The sequence below is a fragment of the Nocardiopsis sp. JB363 genome, from assembly GCF_900143625.1.
Classification (GTDB): Bacteria; Actinomycetota; Actinomycetes; order Streptosporangiales; family Streptosporangiaceae; genus Nocardiopsis.
This window is the reverse complement of the sequence record NZ_FRFF01000157.1, coordinates 18372-36395: the sequence shown is the minus strand read 5'-3', so window position 1 is coordinate 36395 and position 18024 is coordinate 18372. Positions and strand designations below refer to the sequence as shown.

Sequence of the window (18024 nt, the reverse complement as noted above, 5' to 3'; positions counted from 1 at the left end):
TCAGCGGAGGAAGGACAGCACCCGGCGGTCCCGGTGTTCGGACCAGGCGACCATCGCGTCCTGGACACCGAACACCTCTTCCAGGCGCGTGCTCAGGGGAGAACAACCTTCCGAGGTGATCACGGTGTTCGTCCGGTACAGGGTCTCGCCCAGGACCGTTCCGTCCGAAGACGTGCAGTCCCCGTAGGGTTCGTCCGCCGACGACCAGGTGATCGTTCCCTCCCGTAGGTTCACCGCGTGGACCGGAAGGCTTTCGCCGTGTGCGCTCCGCGTCAGGACGTGCTCGTCGAAGCCCACGCGTGTGGAGGCCTGGTCGTACATGAGCTCGCCGCCGACGAGCGGGTCGCCCACCTCCATGACGCCTTCGCCGGTGGAGTCCCACAGGGGTTCGCCATCGAGGTCGTAGGCGGCGAGGTAGTTCGCGTCGTCGCCCTCCCCGTCCAGGCGGCCACGGCCGAACTCCACGACGGTCACGTCCTCCGAAGCGATCACCGCCTTGATGCTCCTCGGCCCGTCCCCGGGGCGGTCGGGGACCACGTCCTCCACCGTGAAAAGCGCGTCTCCGGTCTCCAGGTCGAAGGCGGACAGACGGTCCCGCTCCCACAACAGCACCCGGCCGTCGTCGACCAGGGTCCGGGGCGCCTCGTCGTCCTCGAAGTCCACGGGTCCGCTCGGACCGCCCCGCAGGGTGGCGACCACCGACCCGTCGGTCGAGTCGAACAGGGTGGGTTCGTCCCCCGACCAGGCCACGAAGTGCTCCGAGGACCCGATCCCCGTGACCACCTCACGCATCCCGGAGCCACACCACACCTGTTCACCGGTGAGGTCGTCGAAGGCCATCACGAGCGGCCCGGGTTGTTCCCGCGTCTTGCCGGAACGCGGGTACTCGTATTCGACCAGGACGGTGGAGCCGACGTGAGCGACCCCGTCCGGGCTGAAGGAGTCGCCGTTGCCGTGGAGCATGGTGGTCCTCAGATGGGTGGTGTCCAGGTGCCACAGCGGGGCACCGTCCTCGGTGGCCAGGGCCACGACCCCGTTCCCGCCCGCCAGAACGAGAGATCGGTCCGAGGCGCCGACCGTCTCTCGTGACTGGAGATCGTCCGCTCCCAGGACCCGCTGCCAGGAGGGTTCGGGGAATTCCTCGGGCAACGCGACCTCGGTCGTTTCCGCCGTCCACCAGCGCGGGTCACCGGGAGAAGAGACGAGGCCGCCGCAGGCGATCTGTTCTCGCAACGGAGGCCAGGTCACGGTGGCGGCCGACCCGGCGAGCATCGCCAAGGTGAGGAGAACGGCGGGCACCGCTACGGCCGGGTGCCGGCGGGGGTCGGCATGCGGAAGCGGATAGGGCACGGGGTCCGGGGTGGCCCGCCACCGGAGGGCGAAGGCCGCGAAGAGGGCGGCGGCGAGGGCGGCGAGCAGCTGCCAGGGGCGTCCTGGGAACAGGAGCGTGAACGAGATGAACAGGACCAGGGCCGCGAGCAGGTCGGCGAGGAACACCCAGAAGGGGTTCAGGTACCGGGGTCGCCCGGGCGGGTCGCCGGGTGCCCGCAGGAAGTACAGGACGAAGGCGAGGAGCGGGGGTAGCAGCACCGGTAGTAGTGCCGGCGGCGGTAGCGCCGGCGGGGGCGGTGTCGGCAGCGGCGTGCGCTGCCACAACACGATCGTGAACGTGAGCACCGCCAAGGCTCGCAGGATGAGCCAGACATAGCGGGAGAGGAGGGCGACGGTCATGGTTCCTCGGGGATGGGGTGGGCCAGGAGCGCACGATCGGCCTTGATCGTCACGACCAGAGCATGCCATGGCTCTCGGAGGGAGTCCCGGCCGCCTGGTGTCCGGCATCCAACGCCCGGTATTCGCGGTGTACGTGTGATGGCGGGGGATGGTGGGGAAGAACCCCGAATCCGACGAGACGACGACCGCGGGAGCACCGATGGAGGGTTACGGGGCCCAGATCGGTCTCGTGCTGGTCTTGGTCGTGGTGAACGCCGTGTTCGCGGGTAGTGAGATCGCCCTGGTGACGCTTCGGGAGGGGCAGATCCGGCGCATGGAGACGCGCGGCCCCGGTGGGCGCACCGTCGCCAAGCTCGCCCGGGACCCCAACCGGTTCCTCGCCACCATCCAGATCGGTATCACGCTCGCGGGTTTCCTCGCCTCCGCGACCGCCGCCGTCGCTCTGGCCCGGCCGCTGGTGGAACCCCTGGGTTTCCTCGGCCGCTACGCTTCCCCCGTCGCGATCGTGCTGGTCACCGTGGTGCTGAGCTTCATCACGCTGGTCCTGGGCGAACTCGCGCCCAAGCGCATCGCCATGCAGCGGGCGGAGGGCTGGGCATTGGCGGTCTCTCGCCCCCTGGACCTGCTGGCCACGCTGACCCGGCCGGTGGTGTGGCTGTTGGGGGTTTCCACGGACCTGGTGGTGCGCCTGTTCGGTGGGGATCCGCAGGCCGAACGCGAAGACGTCTCCGAGGAGGAACTGCGCGAGATGATCACCTCGCGCGGGGACATCACCCCGGAACAGCGGCAGATCCTGGACGGAGCCTTCGCACTCCGGGAGCGCCGTCTGCGCGAGGTCCTGGTGCCACGCCGGGACGTGGACACCGTGTCGGTGGGCGCCGGCGCGGACGAGGCCCTGGCCCGGCTCGCCGAGTGGGGCCACTCGCGCGCACCGGTGGTCCGGTTCGGTGACATGGACGACGTGGTCGGGGTGGTGCACTGGTCGGACCTGATCGGGCGACGGGACGAGGACGTCGCCGACCTGGCCCGGGAGGTGCTCCAACTGCCGGACACGCTGTCGCTGACGGTGGCGCTGCGCCGGATGACGGAGGGCCGCCAGCAGTTGGCGATGGTGATCGCCGAGACCGGCGCGGTCGGCGGCATCGTCTCCTTGGAGGACCTGCTGGAGGAACTGGTCGGGGACATCACCGACGAGACCGATCCGGACCCGCCGGAGGTCGACAGGTTGGCCGGGGGCGCGTTCCGGCTGCCCGGCACCTTCCCCGTGCACGAACTGCTGGACCTGGGGGTGGAGATCACCGATCGCCCCGAGGGCGCCTACGTCACGGTGGCGGGCATGGTGCTGGTGTTGCTCGGCCACATCCCGGACGGGCCGGGGGACCGGGTGGACCTGGGCGGGTGGACCGCCCATGTCACCGAGGCGGACGGTCGCAGGATCGACGAGATCCAACTGAGCCCGAACCGGTCCGCGCACCCGCCGACCGAATGACCGGCGGAGCTCACCGCTTGCGCAGCACGATCAGCAGGTTCCAGGTGATGATCTCGCGCAGCAGCGGCACGTGCACGATCGGTTTCATCCAGGTGGGCAGGTACCGCGGCCGGATGTCCACCACGTCCACGTCGTCGCGACCGCGCGCCCAGCGCAGCATCTCCTTGGCGTGGGCGGAGTACATGGTGCGACCGAAATCGTTCTTGGGCCGCCGGCCGTTCTTGCGCGCGAACCGCTCGGCGGCGTAGGAACCGCCCAGGTAGTGCCAGGGCGAGGTCTCGTGCCCGCCCCAGGGCGACAACCACAGCGTGTACGACAGGTAGACCAGGCCGTCGGGGCGGGTGACCCGCACCATCTCGTCGGCCATGCGGATCCGGTCGGGGACGTGCTCCAGCACGTTGGAGGAGAAGCACACGTCCACGCTCCCGGAGCGCAGCGGCAGGTCCAGGGCGCTTCCTTGGACGGCGTTCGCGTCGGCGTCCCGTCCGTGCAGGGTCATCTCGTGGGCGTCGGAGTCCACGCACAGGCATCGGGCACCCTCGGCGCGCAGCGCGTCGGCGAAGTAGCCGGGACCGCCGCCCACGTCCACCACCAGTCGGCCGTCCAACGGCGTGTAGGAGCGCAGTTGGTAGACGGTGTCGTGGGCGAGCCTGCCGTAGAAGAACGCCGGGTCGGTCTGCTCCTTGCGAAAGGCCGAGAACAGCCCCACGGAACGGCCGAGGGTCGCGCGGAACGGTACCGTGCCGTCCGGGCGCGTGCCGGCGTTGGTGCCGGTGCCGGTGGAGGTCACGCCTGGACCCCCACCCGGACGTAGTGACGCAGGTGCCGCCAGTGGTCGCCGCCCCAGTACTCGTCGGAGGCCACGATGTCGGAGCCGGGCAGTAGTTCGGCGAGACGCTCGGTGCTCAGGGTGTGCATGCGCATCGGCGCCGGATACCGCAGGATCACCTTCTGCGCCAGGGCCACCAGCGGCCACGGAACGTACTTGAACACCAGCCCCTTGAAGGTGCGGCGCTCGCTGTCGGGCACACCCAGCACCAGGGTGCCGCCGGGGCGCACCACACGGGCGAACTCGCGCACGTACCCCTCGGCGAGGTCGGTGGGCAGGTGTTGCAGGACCAGGTCGGAGTAGACGACGTCGAAGGAGTCGTCCTCGAACCGGGACAGGTCGGGGCGTTCGTTGAGCACGAACTCGATCCGACCCTCGGAGCGGTCCAGGCGACGGGCCTCCTCCAGCATGGGCGCGGAGATGTCCACGCCCACCACCCGCTCGAAGTGGGCGGACAGGGCGTTGGACAGGCGTCCGGCCCCGCAGCCGAAGTCGAGGATCCGGCCGCGGCGTTCGGCGAGCCCGAGCTCGTCCAGGCGGCGCATCGCCGGGTCGATGTCGGAGCGGCCGGAGGCGAGGAAGTCGTCGTCGTTCCACCCGCCGTCACGCTTGTCCGGGTCCACGCAGACCGCCCAGAGCGGTTCGGTGGATCCCAGTCGGGTCCAGTCTCGGCGGACCTGTTCGAGCCCCACCGGCATCACCCCCACGGTGCTGGTGACCGTTCCGGAACAGGGCTGAATGAAGCCTGTTCCTGTTCTGGACGCCGGGTCTGTGAGACCTGCGGCGACGGTCAGGAATAAAAGTGGAACGTGTTGTATTCTGGCACCCATTTTCCGGGTTGGCCAACCTACGGCGGGGAGAGTACCTATGCCGCCTGTTTCCCCCAACGAGCGCGAGCCCGAGGTCGGGTCGAGCGCAGGGGCGTCCGCTTCCGAGGGGGGCGGGACCACAAGAGTACGCAGAGGGGTCGAGGAAGCGGAGGGGCAGGGTCCCACCCTCGGGGAGACCGTTCGAGGCGCTTTCACCGCGCTGGGGCACGTGCGACACGACCGGGTCTTCCAGATCGGAATGCTCATCGTGGCCGTGGCGACGGCGCTGAAGATCTACGTGCTCAGCGAGTCGTACTTCGTCGAGGACGACTTCCTGTTCTTCGCTGCGGCCAACTCCAGCGACCTCACCCCCGAGTTCCTGCTGGAGTTGCACAAGGGCCACTTCATGCCGGGGTCCATGTTCCTGGTCTACCTGCAGAACGCCTTGGGCCCCTACCACTGGGTGTCGGCGGCGGGCACCATGCTGGTCCTGCAGGTCGCCGCGATCCTGGTCTTCTTCCGGTTGCTGTGGGAGCTGTTCGGCCGCCGTTGGGCGCTGCTGGTGCCCCTCACCGTGTACGCCCTGGCTCCGCTGACCATCCCGGTACTGGGCTGGTGGGCGGCGGCGCTCAACGCGGTGCCGTTCCAGCTGTCGGTCGCTCTGGCGCTGCTGTTCACCGTCCGCTACCTGCGCACCGGCATGACCCAGTACGCCTGGTGGGTCGTGGCCGCGGTGGTGTTCGGGATGCTGTTCTCGGTGAAGGCCTTGCTGCTCCCGCCGTTGTTGCTGGTGTTCGCGGTGGCCTTCCTGTACCCGGGCGGCCTGTTCCAGGCGGTCCGGTACGCGTTCTGGCTGGACCGGAGGTTCTGGTCCGGCATGGTCGGCCTCACCCTGGGCTACCTGGTGCTCTACCTGGTCCGGCAGAACGCGGGCACCGCGGGGGAGGGCGCTTCGGTGCCGGTGTGGGACACCGCCGCCGAACTGATGCGCCGCATGGTCACCGAGGTGTTCCCCGTGGGTGCCCTGGGCGGTCCGTTCGAGTGGAGCCCGATCACCCCCACGGGCGGCCTGCTCGACCCGCTGGGCACCGTGCTCCTGGGCTCGTGGGTCGTGCTCGCCCTCATCGTCGTGGCCAGTCTGCGCGTGCGTCGGGGCGCCTGGCGGGCGTGGGCGCTCCTGCTGGGTTACCTGCTGTTCGCCGACGCGATCCCCACCGTCATCGCCCGCGGCGACGTCTATGGCGAGGTCGGTTCGGACCCGCGTTACGTCGCCGACGCGGCCCTGGTGTTCGCACTGGTCCTCGCGTTGGCGTTCCTCGTCACGAAGGAGGAGCGGGCCCGGGAACACACGGGTAACGCGGGGGAGGAGCGCGACCCGCGCCGCAGGCTCCGACCGGTGCGCCTCGGGCGCTTCACCTGGACGCTCGCCTTGGTCGTCACGCTGATCTACGCGGGTTCGGCCGGCTACTCCACCTACACCTACGCCGAGACGCTGAGCGGGGACCGCCTGCGCTCCTACCTGGCCAACGTGCGCACGTCCCTGGCCGAGGTGCCCGAGGACGCCGGGATCTACAGCAGGCCGGTGCCCGACGACATCGTCCTGGAGTGGAACGGTCCGCGCCGGCTCAGTTCGTACGTGCTGACACCGTTGGCCGATCGTGAACTCGCCGAGCGGATGTACGAACCCGAACCCGCGCCCAGCGCCCATGTGTTCGACGACGAGGGGAACCTGGTGATGGCGGGCCCGCCATCACAGGTGAACTCGTTCGTTCCGGCCGAGGACGACGACTGCATGGACAACTGGGACGGCCTGATGTCCTGGTCGGTGTGGGAGTTCGGTGGGGTCGAGCAGGTGGCCACGATCGGCTACACCTCCCAGGAGGACGCCAACCTGGTCGTGGTGGTGGGCGGCGAGGAAGTGCAGACCGAACTGCCGGCCGCCCCCGACGGAGGCTTCTGGTACGTGCCGGTGAGCGAACGCGACGAAACGTTCACCCTGTACACCGACCCGGACAAGACCTGTGTGACCTGGTCCTCCCTGGGCCCGTTGGCTCCCGCCTCCGATCTGGAGGAGGCCGAGGACTCGGAGGAGGAGCCCGAGGAGGGTGCCGAGGGCGACGGCTCCGAGGACGATACCGAGGACGACGAGGGCTGAACCGTCAGCGTGGGGGCGGGCCCGTCGGCGTCGGGCGCCGTCCCCTCCCCCCGGGTGAGACGAAGCGTCGGGACCACTGCCGTGAGGGCTCCTCCACGAAGTGGAAGGTGAGCTTGGCGAGCAGCGTGGTGACGATCAGGACCGGGATGATGTCCAGCCAGAACGACCCGGTGAAGATCTCCTGGCCGGTGAAGTCACGCCACAGGTACAGCACCACGAACTGCCACAGGAAGACCCCGTAGCTGATCGGTGCGAAGAACACCATCACCCGGTGCCGCATCACGGAGCCCAGCCAGGCCCCGCCCCGCCACGCCTCGGCGGTGCGCAGCGCCGGCGGCGGACCGTCCTTCGGCCTCGGTGCCAGAGCCGCCGGGGCGACCATGAACAGCGCGAAGCCGATGTTGGTGATGTTCTCCACGGCCGAGATCCACAGGTTGCCCGGCTCGAAGAAGCGACCGCCCGCGGCGGGGGTCGCCTCCAGGAGGAAGAACGCGGCCGCCACCAGCCAGCACAGGCCGGGGGAGGCGGCGATGGTGCGGCAGAGCCGGCGTACCGGGCCGTCCGGGCCGGATTCGCGCCAGGCCCATTCCGAGAGGACGGACAGCCCCATGCCCACCGCGAACATGCCCATGCAGCGCGGCAGCCAGGCGTGCATGTGCTCGCTGGGCTCGGGGAAGTACTGCGGGATCAGCGCGAGGAACGACAGCGCCGTCATCACGGCCAAGCCGCCGATCAGCCGCCGCCCGCGCGCGTTCACCGTCGCACCACCGCGCGCCCACAGGTGCAGCACCGCGGCGAACAGGGGAAGGGTGAGGTAGAAGGACACCTCGACCGACAGGCTCCACATCTGCCCGAGCCCGTAGGGCCCGGGGCCCGCCCAGTGGGGACTGGTGTTGAACGGGAACGACAGTGTCAGGACCTCGATCCAGTGCACCACCGATCCGCGGTACTCACCGGCCCACAGCACCAGCGCGGTGGCCGCCACCACCCAGTAGGCGGGGAAGACGCGCATGACGCGGCGCCACAGGTACGAGGGCACGTTCGGGCCTCGGGTGCCGTCCAAGGCGGCGCGGGCCCAGGGACGGTACAGCAGTACCCCGGACAGGGCGAAGAACAGCGGCACCGCGAGCACCGTCGCGCTGAGCACCCCGCCGAGGATTCCCGGGGTGAGCACGTCTCCGGTCTCGGTCGACACGTGAACGATGAGGACCATGAGACAGGCGAGGGCGCGGATCCCGTCGAGGGTGTGGTGGCGCCCGCTCACCTGGGGAAGTGTGCGCGCGGGGTCGTCCGCGTCGGTCCGGGGGCTGCCGGAGGTGGGGTCCTCGGGCGCGGTGGGCGTGGGCGCCATGGGGCCTTCCTGGACGGGAGGGAGTCAGAACACGTTTCACTAGAACGTGTTATAAAAATTCAGACACGCCCAGGTGACGTCGTTCACTACTGGGCAGTACTCTACCCGGAACTGAACCTAGTTCCAGATCCAGACTCTCATCCGCCCAGGAGGGCACACATGCGCCGTACCGTTGCGGTCGTTCTCATCGCGCTGGGGGTCTTCTGTCTCGCTTTGGCACCCATGATGCGCATGTGGATGGCCAGTTCCCTGATGAAGACTCCACTGGACTACTACAACGCCACCGTCCTCAACGGAGAGGCCACCTACTTCAACATCGAAGACGTCGAGCAGGTCGACAACGCCCAGGTCGAGGCGCATTCCACCCTGCGTGCCGACGTGGCCTCCAGCACCGATGACGTGGTGGTGTGGGACCAGTTCACCTGGATCAAGGACGCCGAGACCGACTTCGGAATCAGCTCCAGCAGCCGGCGTGCCGGGCACGACCGTGTCACGGGTGAAGCGGTCGACTGCTGCGACGCCATGGTGAACGAAGAACGCGTGACCCAGAGCGGCCAGGCCTGGAAGTTCCCGTTCAACACCGAACAGCGGGACTACGACTTCTTCGAGACGACCGTTGAAGAGGTCGTCCCCATGGAGTTCCAGGGCGTCGAGGACATCGACGGGGTCGAGGCCTACAAGTTCGTCCAGAACGTCGAGCCGACCGTCATCGGTGAGCGGGAGATCCCGCGCGAGGTCGCCGGTCTCGACGGTGAGGGCGACGTCGTCGGTGACGTGAACTTCTCCATCATCCGCACCTACTGGATCGAACCGATCAGTGGTTCGCCGATCAACGTCAGCGAGGACCACCACCAGGTCGTCGTCGTGGACGGCGAAGAGGTGCTGACGATGATGAGCGGTGAACTCGTCTACGACGACGCCACCCGCGCCGCCGCCATCGAGAACACCGACCAGGCCCGGGCCGTTCTGCCCCTGCTGAACACCACGCTGCCGATCGTCTCGCTGGTGGCCGGTGTCGGCTTCATCGGCGTCGCCGTCGTCCTCATCGTCACCGGACGCCGCGCCACCCAGTAGACCCCCGGACCCGAACGATCAACCCTCACCCCCCACCCCCCGGCCCTTGACCCGGAACCGGACCATCCCCACCGGACCGCCCGAAACCCCCGCGGGCGGTCCGGTTCCAGCATTCCCGTACCATCGCCGGACCCAGAGGGGAATCACGTGACCACGGCCCCCGAGACCGAGAACCGACCCGGGCGGAGTGACGTCGTGGGACTGCCTCTGGCCCTGCTGCGGGCCTGTCGCCCGCGACAGTGGCTCAAGAACCTGTTGGTGTTCGCCGCCCCGGCCACCGCCGGAGCACTCACCGACCCCCACTCCCTGCTGCTGTGCGCGGCGACCTTCGCGCTGTTCTGTGTGGCCGCCGGTGGCACCTACCTGCTCAACGACATCCGTGACGTGCGCAGTGATCGTCGGCATCCGCGCAAGCGTCACCGCCCCATCGCCTCCGGCGCGCTTCCGGTGCCCGTGGCCGTCGTCACCGGCGTCCTGTTCGTGGTCGCCGCGCCCCTGGCCTCACTCATGTTGGGAATCCCGGCACTGAGCGCCGTTCTCGGTGTGTACGTGATCCTCACCCTGGCCTACACCCGCTACCTGAAGGACATGGTCGTCGTCGACCTGGTGGCGGTGGCGGCCTGTCACGTACTGCGCGCCATGGCCGGCGGTTACGTGGTCGGGGTTCCGCTGACCTCGTGGTTCGTGATCGTGGTGTCGTTGGCCGCCCTGCTCGTGGTGGTCGGCAAACGCGAGGCGGAACTGCGCATGCCCACTGAGGGCCCTGAGATTCCCGAGAATCCCGAGAGCCCCGGCGAGGCCCACCCCACCCGAGCCGCCCTGCTCGGCTACACCCCCGGCTACCTGGCCCAGACGCGCACGATCGCCTCCGGTGCCATGATCGTCACCTACTGCCTCTGGGCCCTGGAACAGTCGGGAGGGTCGCCCTTCCACGCGGCCAGTATCGTTCCGTTCATCATGTTCGTGCTCCGCTACAACCTGCTCGTGGACCGGGGCGAAGGCGAGGAACCCGAGGAGATCGCGCTGCGAGACCGTCCCTTGCAGCTCGTCCTCCTGGCCCTTGTCCTCCTGGTCGGACTGGGGATCTACCTGTGAGTCCTGTGAGTCGACCGACCCTCCTCACCGGGTGGGGCCGCACCGCCCCCACCGCCGCCACCGTGGTGCGCCCGCGCACCGCCGAACAGGCCGCCGAGGCGCTGGCCCAGGCCGGACCACGCGGGGCCCTGCCCCGCGGACTGGGGCGTTCCTACGGCGACGCCGCCCAGGCCGCCGGCGGGCTCGTCCTGGACTGCACCGAACTCACCGGGCCGCCCCGGTTCGATCCCGACCGCGGCGAGGTCACCGCACCGGCCGGCACTGGCCTGCGCCGACTCATGGCGCACCTGCTGCGGCGAGGACACTTCCTTCCCGTCACCCCCGGGACCGGGCACGTCACCCTGGGCGGGGCGATCGCCGCCGACGTCCACGGCAAGAACCACCACGTCGACTCCTCCATCGGCGCCCACGTGCGTTCCCTGACGCTCCTCACCCCCCGAGGCGAAACCCTCGAAATCGGCCCCGACCACGGCGACACCGACCTGTTCTGGGCCACGGTCGGGGGAATGGGCCTCACCGGCGTCATCACCTCCGCGCGCTTGGCCGTGCACCCCGTGGAGACCGCGCACATGCGTGTGGACACGGACCGCACCGGCGACCTCGACTCCACACTGGAGCTGATGGAGCGCACCGACCACGCCTACCGGTACACGGTGTGCTGGGTGGACCTGCTCGCTCGTGGGGCCGCCACCGGTCGCGGGGTACTGACCCGGGCCCATCACGCACGCGTCACCGATCTGCCGGCGCCGCTGCGCCGCGAACCCCTCCGCTACCGTCCGGGAGCTCCGCTGAGCGCCCCGCCGTGGGCGCCGCCGCGCCTGCTCAACCGGGCGACCGTCGGCGCGTTCAACACCGCCTACTACCACGCGGCGCCCGAGCGCAGACGCGGCCAGGCACAACCCCTCGGCGCGTTCTTCCACCCCTTGGACCAGGTGCGGGGCTGGAACCGCATGTACGGACCACACGGGTTCGTGCAGTACCAGTTCGTGGTGCCCTTCGGGGAGGAGGACACCCTGCGCCACGTCGTGGAGGGGTTGTCGAGGGCCGGTGCCCCCTCGTTCCTGGCCGTCCTCAAACGCATGGGCGAAGCCACCCCGGGGCCGCTGTCGTTCCCTCGGCCCGGGTGGACGCTCGCCCTGGACCTGCCCGCCGAGTTCCCCGGTCTGGCCGGGCTGCTGCGCGGCTTCGACGAACGCGTGCTCGCGGCCGGCGGGCGCCTCTACCTGGCCAAGGACAGCCGGGCGGACGCCGAGACCGTGCACGCCATGTACCCCGACCTGCCCGCCTGGCGGAAGGTACGCGAACGGGTCGACCCCGACGGGGTCCTCGTCTCCGACCTGGCCCGCCGGCTGCGGCTCGTCTGAACCACCCACTCGGATCGGAAGGAACCCCATGCGCGACTCGCTGGGAACCGTACGCACCGTCCTGCTGCTCGGCGGGCGCAGCGAGATCGGCCTGGCCGTGGCCGAACGGCTGGTGCGCGAGGGCGCCCGCGAGGTGGTCCTGGCGGCCCGTGGCGGGGTCGCCGAACCACCGAGCGTCCTCAAGGAGCTCGGCGCCACCGTCCACTCCCTGGAGTTCGACGCGGAGGCGACCGACACCCACACCGCCACGGTGGCCGGTGCCGTGGGCCTGGTCGGCGACCTGGACGTGGTGGTGGACGCCTTCGGTGTGCTCGGTGAGCAGGCCGAATACGACGGCGACCCGCACGCGGCCGCCCGCTCGGCGGCGGTGAACTTCACCGGACACGTGTCGGTGGACCTGGCCGTCGCCGCCCGATTGCGCGAACAGGGTCACGGCACGCTCGTGGTGCTGTCGTCCGTGGCGGGGGTCCGGGTGCGCCGCGCCAACTTCGTCTACGGATCCGCCAAGGCCGGCCTGGACGGGTTCGCGCAGGGGTTGGCGGACTCCCTGCACGGCTCCGGCGCCCGCGTCCTGGTGGTGCGCCCGGGGTACGTGGCGACCCGCATGTCCGCGCACGTGGACCCGGCGCCGTTCCCCGCCACATCCGGCCAGGTCGCCGAGGCCGTGGCCAAGGGACTGCGAGGCAAGGCCACCACCGTGTGGGCGCCGCGCGTGCTGCGACCGGTGTTCACGGGCATGCGGTTGCTGCCCCGCCCGATCTGGCGCAGGTTGGGGCGTTGAGGGTGTGGGAGGACAGCACTGAGTGGGCGGAGACCGAAGCTCCCCCTATTCGAGAAGACCACGCCGGAGCCCCGGCGGTCCACCGTCGTTCTCCCGCCTGTGGACGACCGGTGCCCATCGGCGCGTGGTGGGGTCAGGGACGGGTCCGGGGCAGGAACATCGCGGGGATCAGCGCGAGCGCCGTCAGACCGGTCATCCACCCGAAGGTGGCCTGGAACGCCATGGTCGGGGTGCTACCGCCGGCGAGCAGGGACGACAACAACAAGGCGAGCGCGGCCGTGCCCACCGCGGCGCCCAGACGCTGGGTCACGTTCAGGGCGCTGCTGGCACGGGGCACCTGGTCGGAGGGAAGTCTTCGGTAGGCGGTGGCCAACATCGGGACCATCGCGGTACCCAGTCCCAGGCCGCGCACGAACATCGCCGACGCGAGCAGCGCCTGCGGGGTGTCCGGACCCGCCACGGCGAACGGCGCGGTCGCCACGGCGCCCACCAACAGCCCGCCCACGACCAGGTAGCGGGGGCCGCTGCGGTCGGCGATCGGGCCGACGAACAGGTTGACCAGCGCCACCCCGGCCGCCATCGGGGCCATCAACAGCCCGGCCGTCAACGCCGAGGTTCCCTGCACCTGCTGGAAGAACAGCGGTAGCAGGAACATGCCGGCCCAGATGCACAGCCCGAACACGAACATGAGCGTCGCGCCCAGCCGGAACAGCAGGTCACCGAAGAGCCGCAGGTCGATCACGGGGGCGGGGCCGCCCGGACGACGACGCAGCGCGTGCACCGCGAAACCGACGATGAGGAGCACGCCCACGGCCACGAACAGCGGTGCGAACCGGACGTCGCCCAGCACCGACAGGCCGTACAGCATGGTCGCGATCCCGGGGGAGAGCAGTGCCAGTCCCAGCACGTCCAGTCGCTCACTGGCCCGAGGGTTCCCTCGTTCCACGCCGCGCACGCCCAGGGCCATGGCCAGCACCACCAGGGGGATCGACACCAGGAAGATCCACCGCCACCCCAACGAGTCCAGGACCAGCCCGCCCAGGACCGGGCCCATGGCGGGCGCGATCTGGATCGGCACGCTCAACAGCCCGATGGCCCGGCCCAGGCGCTGGGGCCCGGCCGCCTGCACCAGCACCGTCATCACCAGGGGCAGGATCATGCCGCTGCCCAACCCGGTGATCACACGGAACGCGATGAGGCTCTCGATCGACCAGGCCGCCGCGCACAGCAACGACCCCAGACCGAAGAGGGACAGCGCCGTCATCCAGGTGGCCCGTTGCCCGAACCGGTCCACCGCCCAACCGGTCACGGGGATGACCGAGGCGGTGGAGAGCAGGTAGGCGCTGGCCACCCATTGGGCGGTGGCCACGGGGGCGTCCAGGGCGTGGGACAGGTGGTCGACGGCCACGTTGACGATGGTGGTGTCGAGCAGGGCGGCCATCGCCCCGACGAGGAGGACCCCGGCGAGCTTCCACAGCGCGGGGTCGAGTCGGGTGGGTGCGGGGATGGGCGCGGGAGCCAGGGAGGGGTCGTGCTTCGCCATGAGAGGGAAACTACATGGTGCGGTTTCCTGCGAGAGCGGTCGGGGCTCGATGCCCGAACCCGATATACGGACTGACCAGAAGGTCGGTCACTGTGGGAGGATCACCGCCCCGGCCAGGGCCGGGCTCACCGCCAGGGTGTCGGTCAGGTAGATGAGCAGCAGCCCGGGAACCGTGGTGAAGACACCGGTGGCCACCGCACCGCTGCCGTGCCAGGCGTGTACCGAGCGTGGCAGCGGTGCGGCCGGGGCGAGGGTTCTCACTGGTCCCCGGCGACCTTCGTCCCGGGTCGGTCACCCCCGGCGCCGTACAGCTCCTCGTGCCCCACCGGGTCGACGTTGTGCACGACCGGGCAGGTCGCGGGGAACGTGCCCATCGTGTCGACGTCGTAGCCCTCCGGGTAGCTGCGGATGTTCGGGTTCATGTCCGCCCACAGCGGTTCCTCGCGCGGCTTCATCCGCCGCACGACCTTCGCGCGCAGCTTCAGCGCGATGTCGGCGGACTTGCGCCAGGCCTTGCTGGGCGGCGGGTCGTAACGGAAGGTCCGGATGAGTGATTCGTCCAGGATCGCCATCGAGAACTTGCGGGCCAGTCCGGAGACGCGCTGCGGATAGAACGTCACCATGAGGTCGAGGGTGGCGTCGGAGACCGCGCGCCCGCCCTCGGTGTAGGCGAAGTGCTCCTCCTCGTAAGCGTCGAGCAGTTCGCGGAACTCCTCGTAGGTCTCGGGGATGTCCTTGATCCCCATGTACTTGCCGAGCCTGCGGTAGTAGTTCGTGATCCCCGAGATCTCGTGCTCGGACAGGCGGCGCCAGCCGTAGCCGTAGTCGTTGAGCCAGCGCACCGGCATGACGACGAAGGTGCTGAGCACGTACCGGTAGTCGTCGTTGCCGATCTCGTAGGAACGGTGCATCTGGTTCATCCGGCGAAGGGAGTCACGGCCCTTCCCCGGCTCGAATCCGTGGCGCATCATGTTGCCCAGGATCAGCGCGGTGTCGTCGTAGCGCTTCTGGGTCCTGCCGGTGAATTCGTTGGTCCGGCCGAGCAGGGAGCCCACGCTGGGCACCGCGTAGGTCCGATACAGGGCGATGCCCAGGGCCCGGCCCATGTCCCAGGGGAACTCGTGGGAGGTCAGGATCTGGATGATCCGTACGCAGTCGTCCTCGGCGTCGAGACGATGGATCTCGTCGCGCCAGTCGAAACGCCTCATGCGGGGGTCCTTCGGGGGAAGAGGGGGCGGTGCGCCGGGGCTCTAGCGCTGTTCGGGGGCGACGGCCTGGCCGGGTGCGGGGACCTTGGCCCCGGTGGCGGGGACCTCCCGCGTGAGCATGTCGTGGGGGACCGGGCAACCCTGGGGGAAGGTGCCGATGCGGGAGGGGTCGTAGCCGTCCGGGTAGGTGCGGATGTTGGGGCTCATCCGGGCCCAACGCCGTTCCTTGCGCGGCTTCATCCGCCGCACCACCTTGGCGCGTCCCTTCATCGCCATGTCACTGGCCTTGCGCCAGAACGCGGACGGTTCCGGGTAACCGAACGCCTTGATCAGGCTGTCGTCCAACAGGGCCTTGGTGAAGGGACGGACCAGGGGCCGCTGCCAGGACGGGTAGAAGTCCACCATCAACGCGAGGGTGGCGTCGGAGACCGCGCGCCCGCCCTCGGTGTAGGCGAAGTGCTCCGCCTCCAAGGAGTCCATGAGCTCGCGGAACTCCTCGTAGGTCTCGGGGATGTCCTTGATCCCCATGTGCCTGCCGAGCTTGCGGTAGTAGTTGGTGCTCGCCGCGATCTCGTGGTCGGACAGGCGGCGCCAGCCGTAGCCGTAGTCGTTGAGCCAGCGCACCGGCATGACGACGAAGGTGCTGAGGACGTACAGGTAGTCCTCGTTGCTGATCTCGTAGGAGCGGTGCATCTGGTTCATCCGACGCAGCGCGTCACGTCCCCGGCCGGGACCGAAGCCGTGCTCCATGATGTCGTTCAGGATCAGTGCGGTGTCGTCGTAGCGCTCCTGGGTGCGCTCGGTGAACTCGTGGGTGTCACCGAGCAGCTGTCCGACGCTGGGCATCGCGTAGGTGCGGTACAGGGCCAGACCCAACGCCTGCTCGATGTCCCAGGGGAACTCCAGGCTCCCCAGGATGCGGACGATCTCCTCACAGTCGTCCTCCGCGTCCAGGGTGTGGATCTTGTCGCGCTGGTCGAAACGGCTCATGGGGATACTCCCACCTTCGTCCGGGCCCGCCCGAGACGGGTCCAGGGTCGTCGGGTACACGAAACGCCGCTCCGTGGGACGTTTCTTGTCCCGCACTTTACCCGGATCGCCCATGTGTACAGGGGGGCAGGGTGACGACTTGGCGACGGTCAGGCGTTGACGCTTTCGGCGACGCGGTTGACCAGGGTCAGCAGTACCTGCTTCGCGGAGTCGCGTTGGCGGGCGTCGCACAGGACCACGGGGATCTCCGGGTTCAGACTCAACGCCTCGCGGACCTCGTCCGGCTCGTACAGGTGGGCGCCCTCGAAGCAGTTCACCGCGACCACGAACGGCACACCGCGACGCTCGAAGAAGTCCACCGCGGCGAAACACGTCTCCAGCCGGCGGGTGTCGGCGATGACGATGGCGCCCAGGGCACCCTCCGACAGCTCCTCCCACATGAACCAGAAGCGCTCCTGGCCGGGCGTGCCGAACAGGTACAACACCAGGCTCTCGTTGATGGTGATGCGGCCGAAGTCCAGTGCCACCGTGGTGGTCGACTTCGACTCCACCCCGGACAGGTCGTCGACGCCGTAGCTGGCCTCGGTCATCACCTCCTCGGTCCTGAGCGGGGCGATCTCGCTGACCGCGCCGACCAGGGTGGTCTTCCCGGCGCCGAAGCCACCGGCGACCAGGATCTTCAATGCGGAGGGAACCGGAGCCTCGGCGCCCGGGTCAGAGTCTTTGGATGCCATCGAGAACCGCCTGGAGTACGTCCCGGCTCACCGGGCTCTTTGCTTGGTAGGGGGCTCTGGCCAGGGCGAGGCCCCGGTTGAGCAGGTCGCTGAGCAGCACCTTGACCACGGCGACCGGAATGTCCAGGTGAGCGGAGAGCTCGGCCACCGACAGGGGCTTTCGGCACAGCTCCAGGATGCGCAGCTGCTCCGGTTCGAGCTCCATCTCGTCGACCTCCGCCCGTTTGGCGGCGATCACCACGCTGATCATGTCCAGCTGAACGGTGTCCGCGTGGTCGCGCCCCTGGGCGATCACGTAGGGGCGGACGAGGGGGCCGGCCTCCTCGGAACCGGTGTCCTCGCCGTAACCGCCCACCACGTCACGTTGGGGTGGGACGGGACGTATGCCACCCGGACCGAACTCGTCATGCGCTTGCATACCGACCCCTAACGATTGGCTTCCGGCGAAGCACCCTCATTGCGTGGTGCGGCGTCCATGTAGCGACCCACCTGCTCGACCAGGACGTTCATCTCGTAGGCGATGAGTCCCACGTCGGCGCTCTCCTCGGCCAGCACGGCGAGGCAGGCGCCACGGCCCGCACCGGTGACGAACAGGTAGGCCTGTTCCATCTCGACGACGGTCTGGAGCACCTCGCCACCACCGAAGTGGCGGCCGGTGCCCCGGGCCAGGCTCTGGAAGGCGGAGGCCACCGCCGACAGGTGCTCGGCGTCCTCCTTGACCAGGTCATGGGAGCGGCCGATGAGCAGACCGTCGGCCGACAGGACGATCGCGTGCCGGGAACCGACCGCGCGGTCCAGCAGCTCGTCGAGCAGCCAGTTGATGTCCTTCTTGCCGGCGGTGGTCCCGCCCGCGCTTTCGGTACTGGTCACG

16 protein-coding genes and 1 pseudogene are annotated in these 18024 nt (G+C 69.4%); 6 read left to right on the top strand and 11 right to left on the bottom strand.

Annotated features, from left to right (window positions below; translation table 11 throughout):
* Entirely contained in the window at positions 1–1731 is a 1731-nt protein-coding gene (locus BQ8420_RS24605; protein ID WP_160049414.1) for a PQQ-binding-like beta-propeller repeat protein, read from the bottom strand.
* Positions 1732–1930: 199 nt separating this feature from the next.
* Between BQ8420_RS24605 and BQ8420_RS24600 the strand changes: the two genes are divergently transcribed.
* Entirely contained in the window at positions 1931–3220 is a 1290-nt protein-coding gene (locus BQ8420_RS24600; RefSeq protein ID WP_087101685.1) for a hemolysin family protein, read from the top strand.
* 10 nt (positions 3221–3230) lie between these two features.
* Here the strand turns inward: BQ8420_RS24600 and BQ8420_RS24595 are convergent, their stop codons facing one another.
* A complete protein-coding gene (locus BQ8420_RS24595; RefSeq protein WP_087101633.1) occupies positions 3231–4010 on the bottom strand; it encodes a bifunctional 2-polyprenyl-6-hydroxyphenol methylase/3-demethylubiquinol 3-O-methyltransferase UbiG in 780 nt (259 codons plus the stop codon).
* On the bottom strand, positions 4007–4747 hold the full coding sequence (locus tag BQ8420_RS24590; RefSeq protein ID WP_200816087.1) for a bifunctional 2-polyprenyl-6-hydroxyphenol methylase/3-demethylubiquinol 3-O-methyltransferase UbiG: 741 nt from the start codon (positions 4745–4747) through the stop codon (positions 4007–4009). Before BQ8420_RS24590 ends, BQ8420_RS24595 begins: the two co-directional genes overlap by 4 nt.
* A gap of 169 nt (positions 4748–4916) precedes the next feature.
* Between BQ8420_RS24590 and BQ8420_RS24585 the strand changes: the two genes are divergently transcribed.
* Positions 4917–7013, top strand: coding sequence for a glycosyltransferase family 39 protein (locus BQ8420_RS24585; RefSeq protein ID WP_235006467.1), 2097 nt, complete (start codon positions 4917–4919; stop codon positions 7011–7013).
* 4 nt (positions 7014–7017) lie between these two features.
* On the opposite strand, the gene BQ8420_RS24580 is transcribed toward BQ8420_RS24585, so the two are convergent.
* Positions 7018–8364, bottom strand: a complete 1347-nt coding sequence (locus tag BQ8420_RS24580; protein WP_087101630.1) for an acyltransferase — start codon at positions 8362–8364, stop codon at positions 7018–7020.
* 159 nt (positions 8365–8523) lie between these two features.
* Here BQ8420_RS24580 and BQ8420_RS24575 point away from each other — a divergent pair, with 159 nt between their 5' ends.
* From BQ8420_RS24575 to BQ8420_RS24560, 4 genes are all read left to right on the top strand, one after another.
* Positions 8524–9438 carry a DUF3068 domain-containing protein gene (locus BQ8420_RS24575; RefSeq protein ID WP_087101628.1) on the top strand — a complete coding sequence of 305 codons (915 nt, stop codon included), beginning with the start codon at positions 8524–8526 and terminating at the stop codon, positions 9436–9438.
* A gap of 147 nt (positions 9439–9585) precedes the next feature.
* Entirely contained in the window at positions 9586–10533 is a 948-nt protein-coding gene (locus BQ8420_RS24570; protein WP_087101625.1) for a decaprenyl-phosphate phosphoribosyltransferase, read from the top strand.
* Between the two features lie 5 nt (positions 10534–10538).
* Positions 10539–11897: an FAD-binding oxidoreductase gene (locus BQ8420_RS24565; protein WP_087101623.1), complete on the top strand. Its 1359-nt coding sequence runs from the start codon at positions 10539–10541 to the stop codon at positions 11895–11897.
* A 28-nt stretch (positions 11898–11925) separates the two neighbouring features.
* Positions 11926–12678 (top strand): SDR family NAD(P)-dependent oxidoreductase, encoded by a 753-nt coding sequence (locus tag BQ8420_RS24560; RefSeq protein ID WP_087101621.1) that lies wholly within the window; start codon positions 11926–11928, stop codon positions 12676–12678.
* A gap of 133 nt (positions 12679–12811) precedes the next feature.
* On the opposite strand, the gene BQ8420_RS24555 is transcribed toward BQ8420_RS24560, so the two are convergent.
* The 7 genes and pseudogenes from BQ8420_RS24555 to BQ8420_RS24525 form a co-directional block, all read right to left on the bottom strand.
* Positions 12812–14221 carry a DHA2 family efflux MFS transporter permease subunit gene (locus BQ8420_RS24555; protein WP_087101619.1) on the bottom strand — a complete coding sequence of 470 codons (1410 nt, stop codon included), beginning with the start codon at positions 14219–14221 and terminating at the stop codon, positions 12812–12814.
* A gap of 13 nt (positions 14222–14234) precedes the next feature.
* Positions 14235–14482: pseudogene (locus BQ8420_RS24550) on the bottom strand (MFS transporter); the annotation flags it as partial.
* Positions 14479–15429 (bottom strand): oxygenase MpaB family protein, encoded by a 951-nt coding sequence (locus BQ8420_RS24545; protein WP_087101618.1) that lies wholly within the window; start codon positions 15427–15429, stop codon positions 14479–14481. The pseudogene BQ8420_RS24550 and the gene BQ8420_RS24545, both read right to left, overlap by 4 nt.
* A 42-nt stretch (positions 15430–15471) precedes the next feature.
* The gene (locus BQ8420_RS24540) at positions 15472–16419 is read right to left on the bottom strand and encodes an oxygenase MpaB family protein (protein WP_087101616.1); all 948 of its coding nucleotides are present in this window, start codon (positions 16417–16419) and stop codon (positions 15472–15474) included.
* Between the two features lie 149 nt (positions 16420–16568).
* Positions 16569–17153 carry an ATP/GTP-binding protein gene (locus tag BQ8420_RS24535; RefSeq protein WP_087101614.1) on the bottom strand — a complete coding sequence of 195 codons (585 nt, stop codon included), beginning with the start codon at positions 17151–17153 and terminating at the stop codon, positions 16569–16571.
* The gene (locus tag BQ8420_RS24530) at positions 17134–17571 is read right to left on the bottom strand and encodes a DUF742 domain-containing protein (protein ID WP_087101612.1); all 438 of its coding nucleotides are present in this window, start codon (positions 17569–17571) and stop codon (positions 17134–17136) included. The genes BQ8420_RS24535 and BQ8420_RS24530 overlap by 20 nt, the downstream gene beginning before the upstream one ends.
* An 8-nt stretch (positions 17572–17579) precedes the next feature.
* Positions 17580–18023 carry a roadblock/LC7 domain-containing protein gene (locus BQ8420_RS24525; protein ID WP_087101611.1) on the bottom strand — a complete coding sequence of 148 codons (444 nt, stop codon included), beginning with the start codon at positions 18021–18023 and terminating at the stop codon, positions 17580–17582.
* Position 18024: the final 1 nt, after the last annotated feature.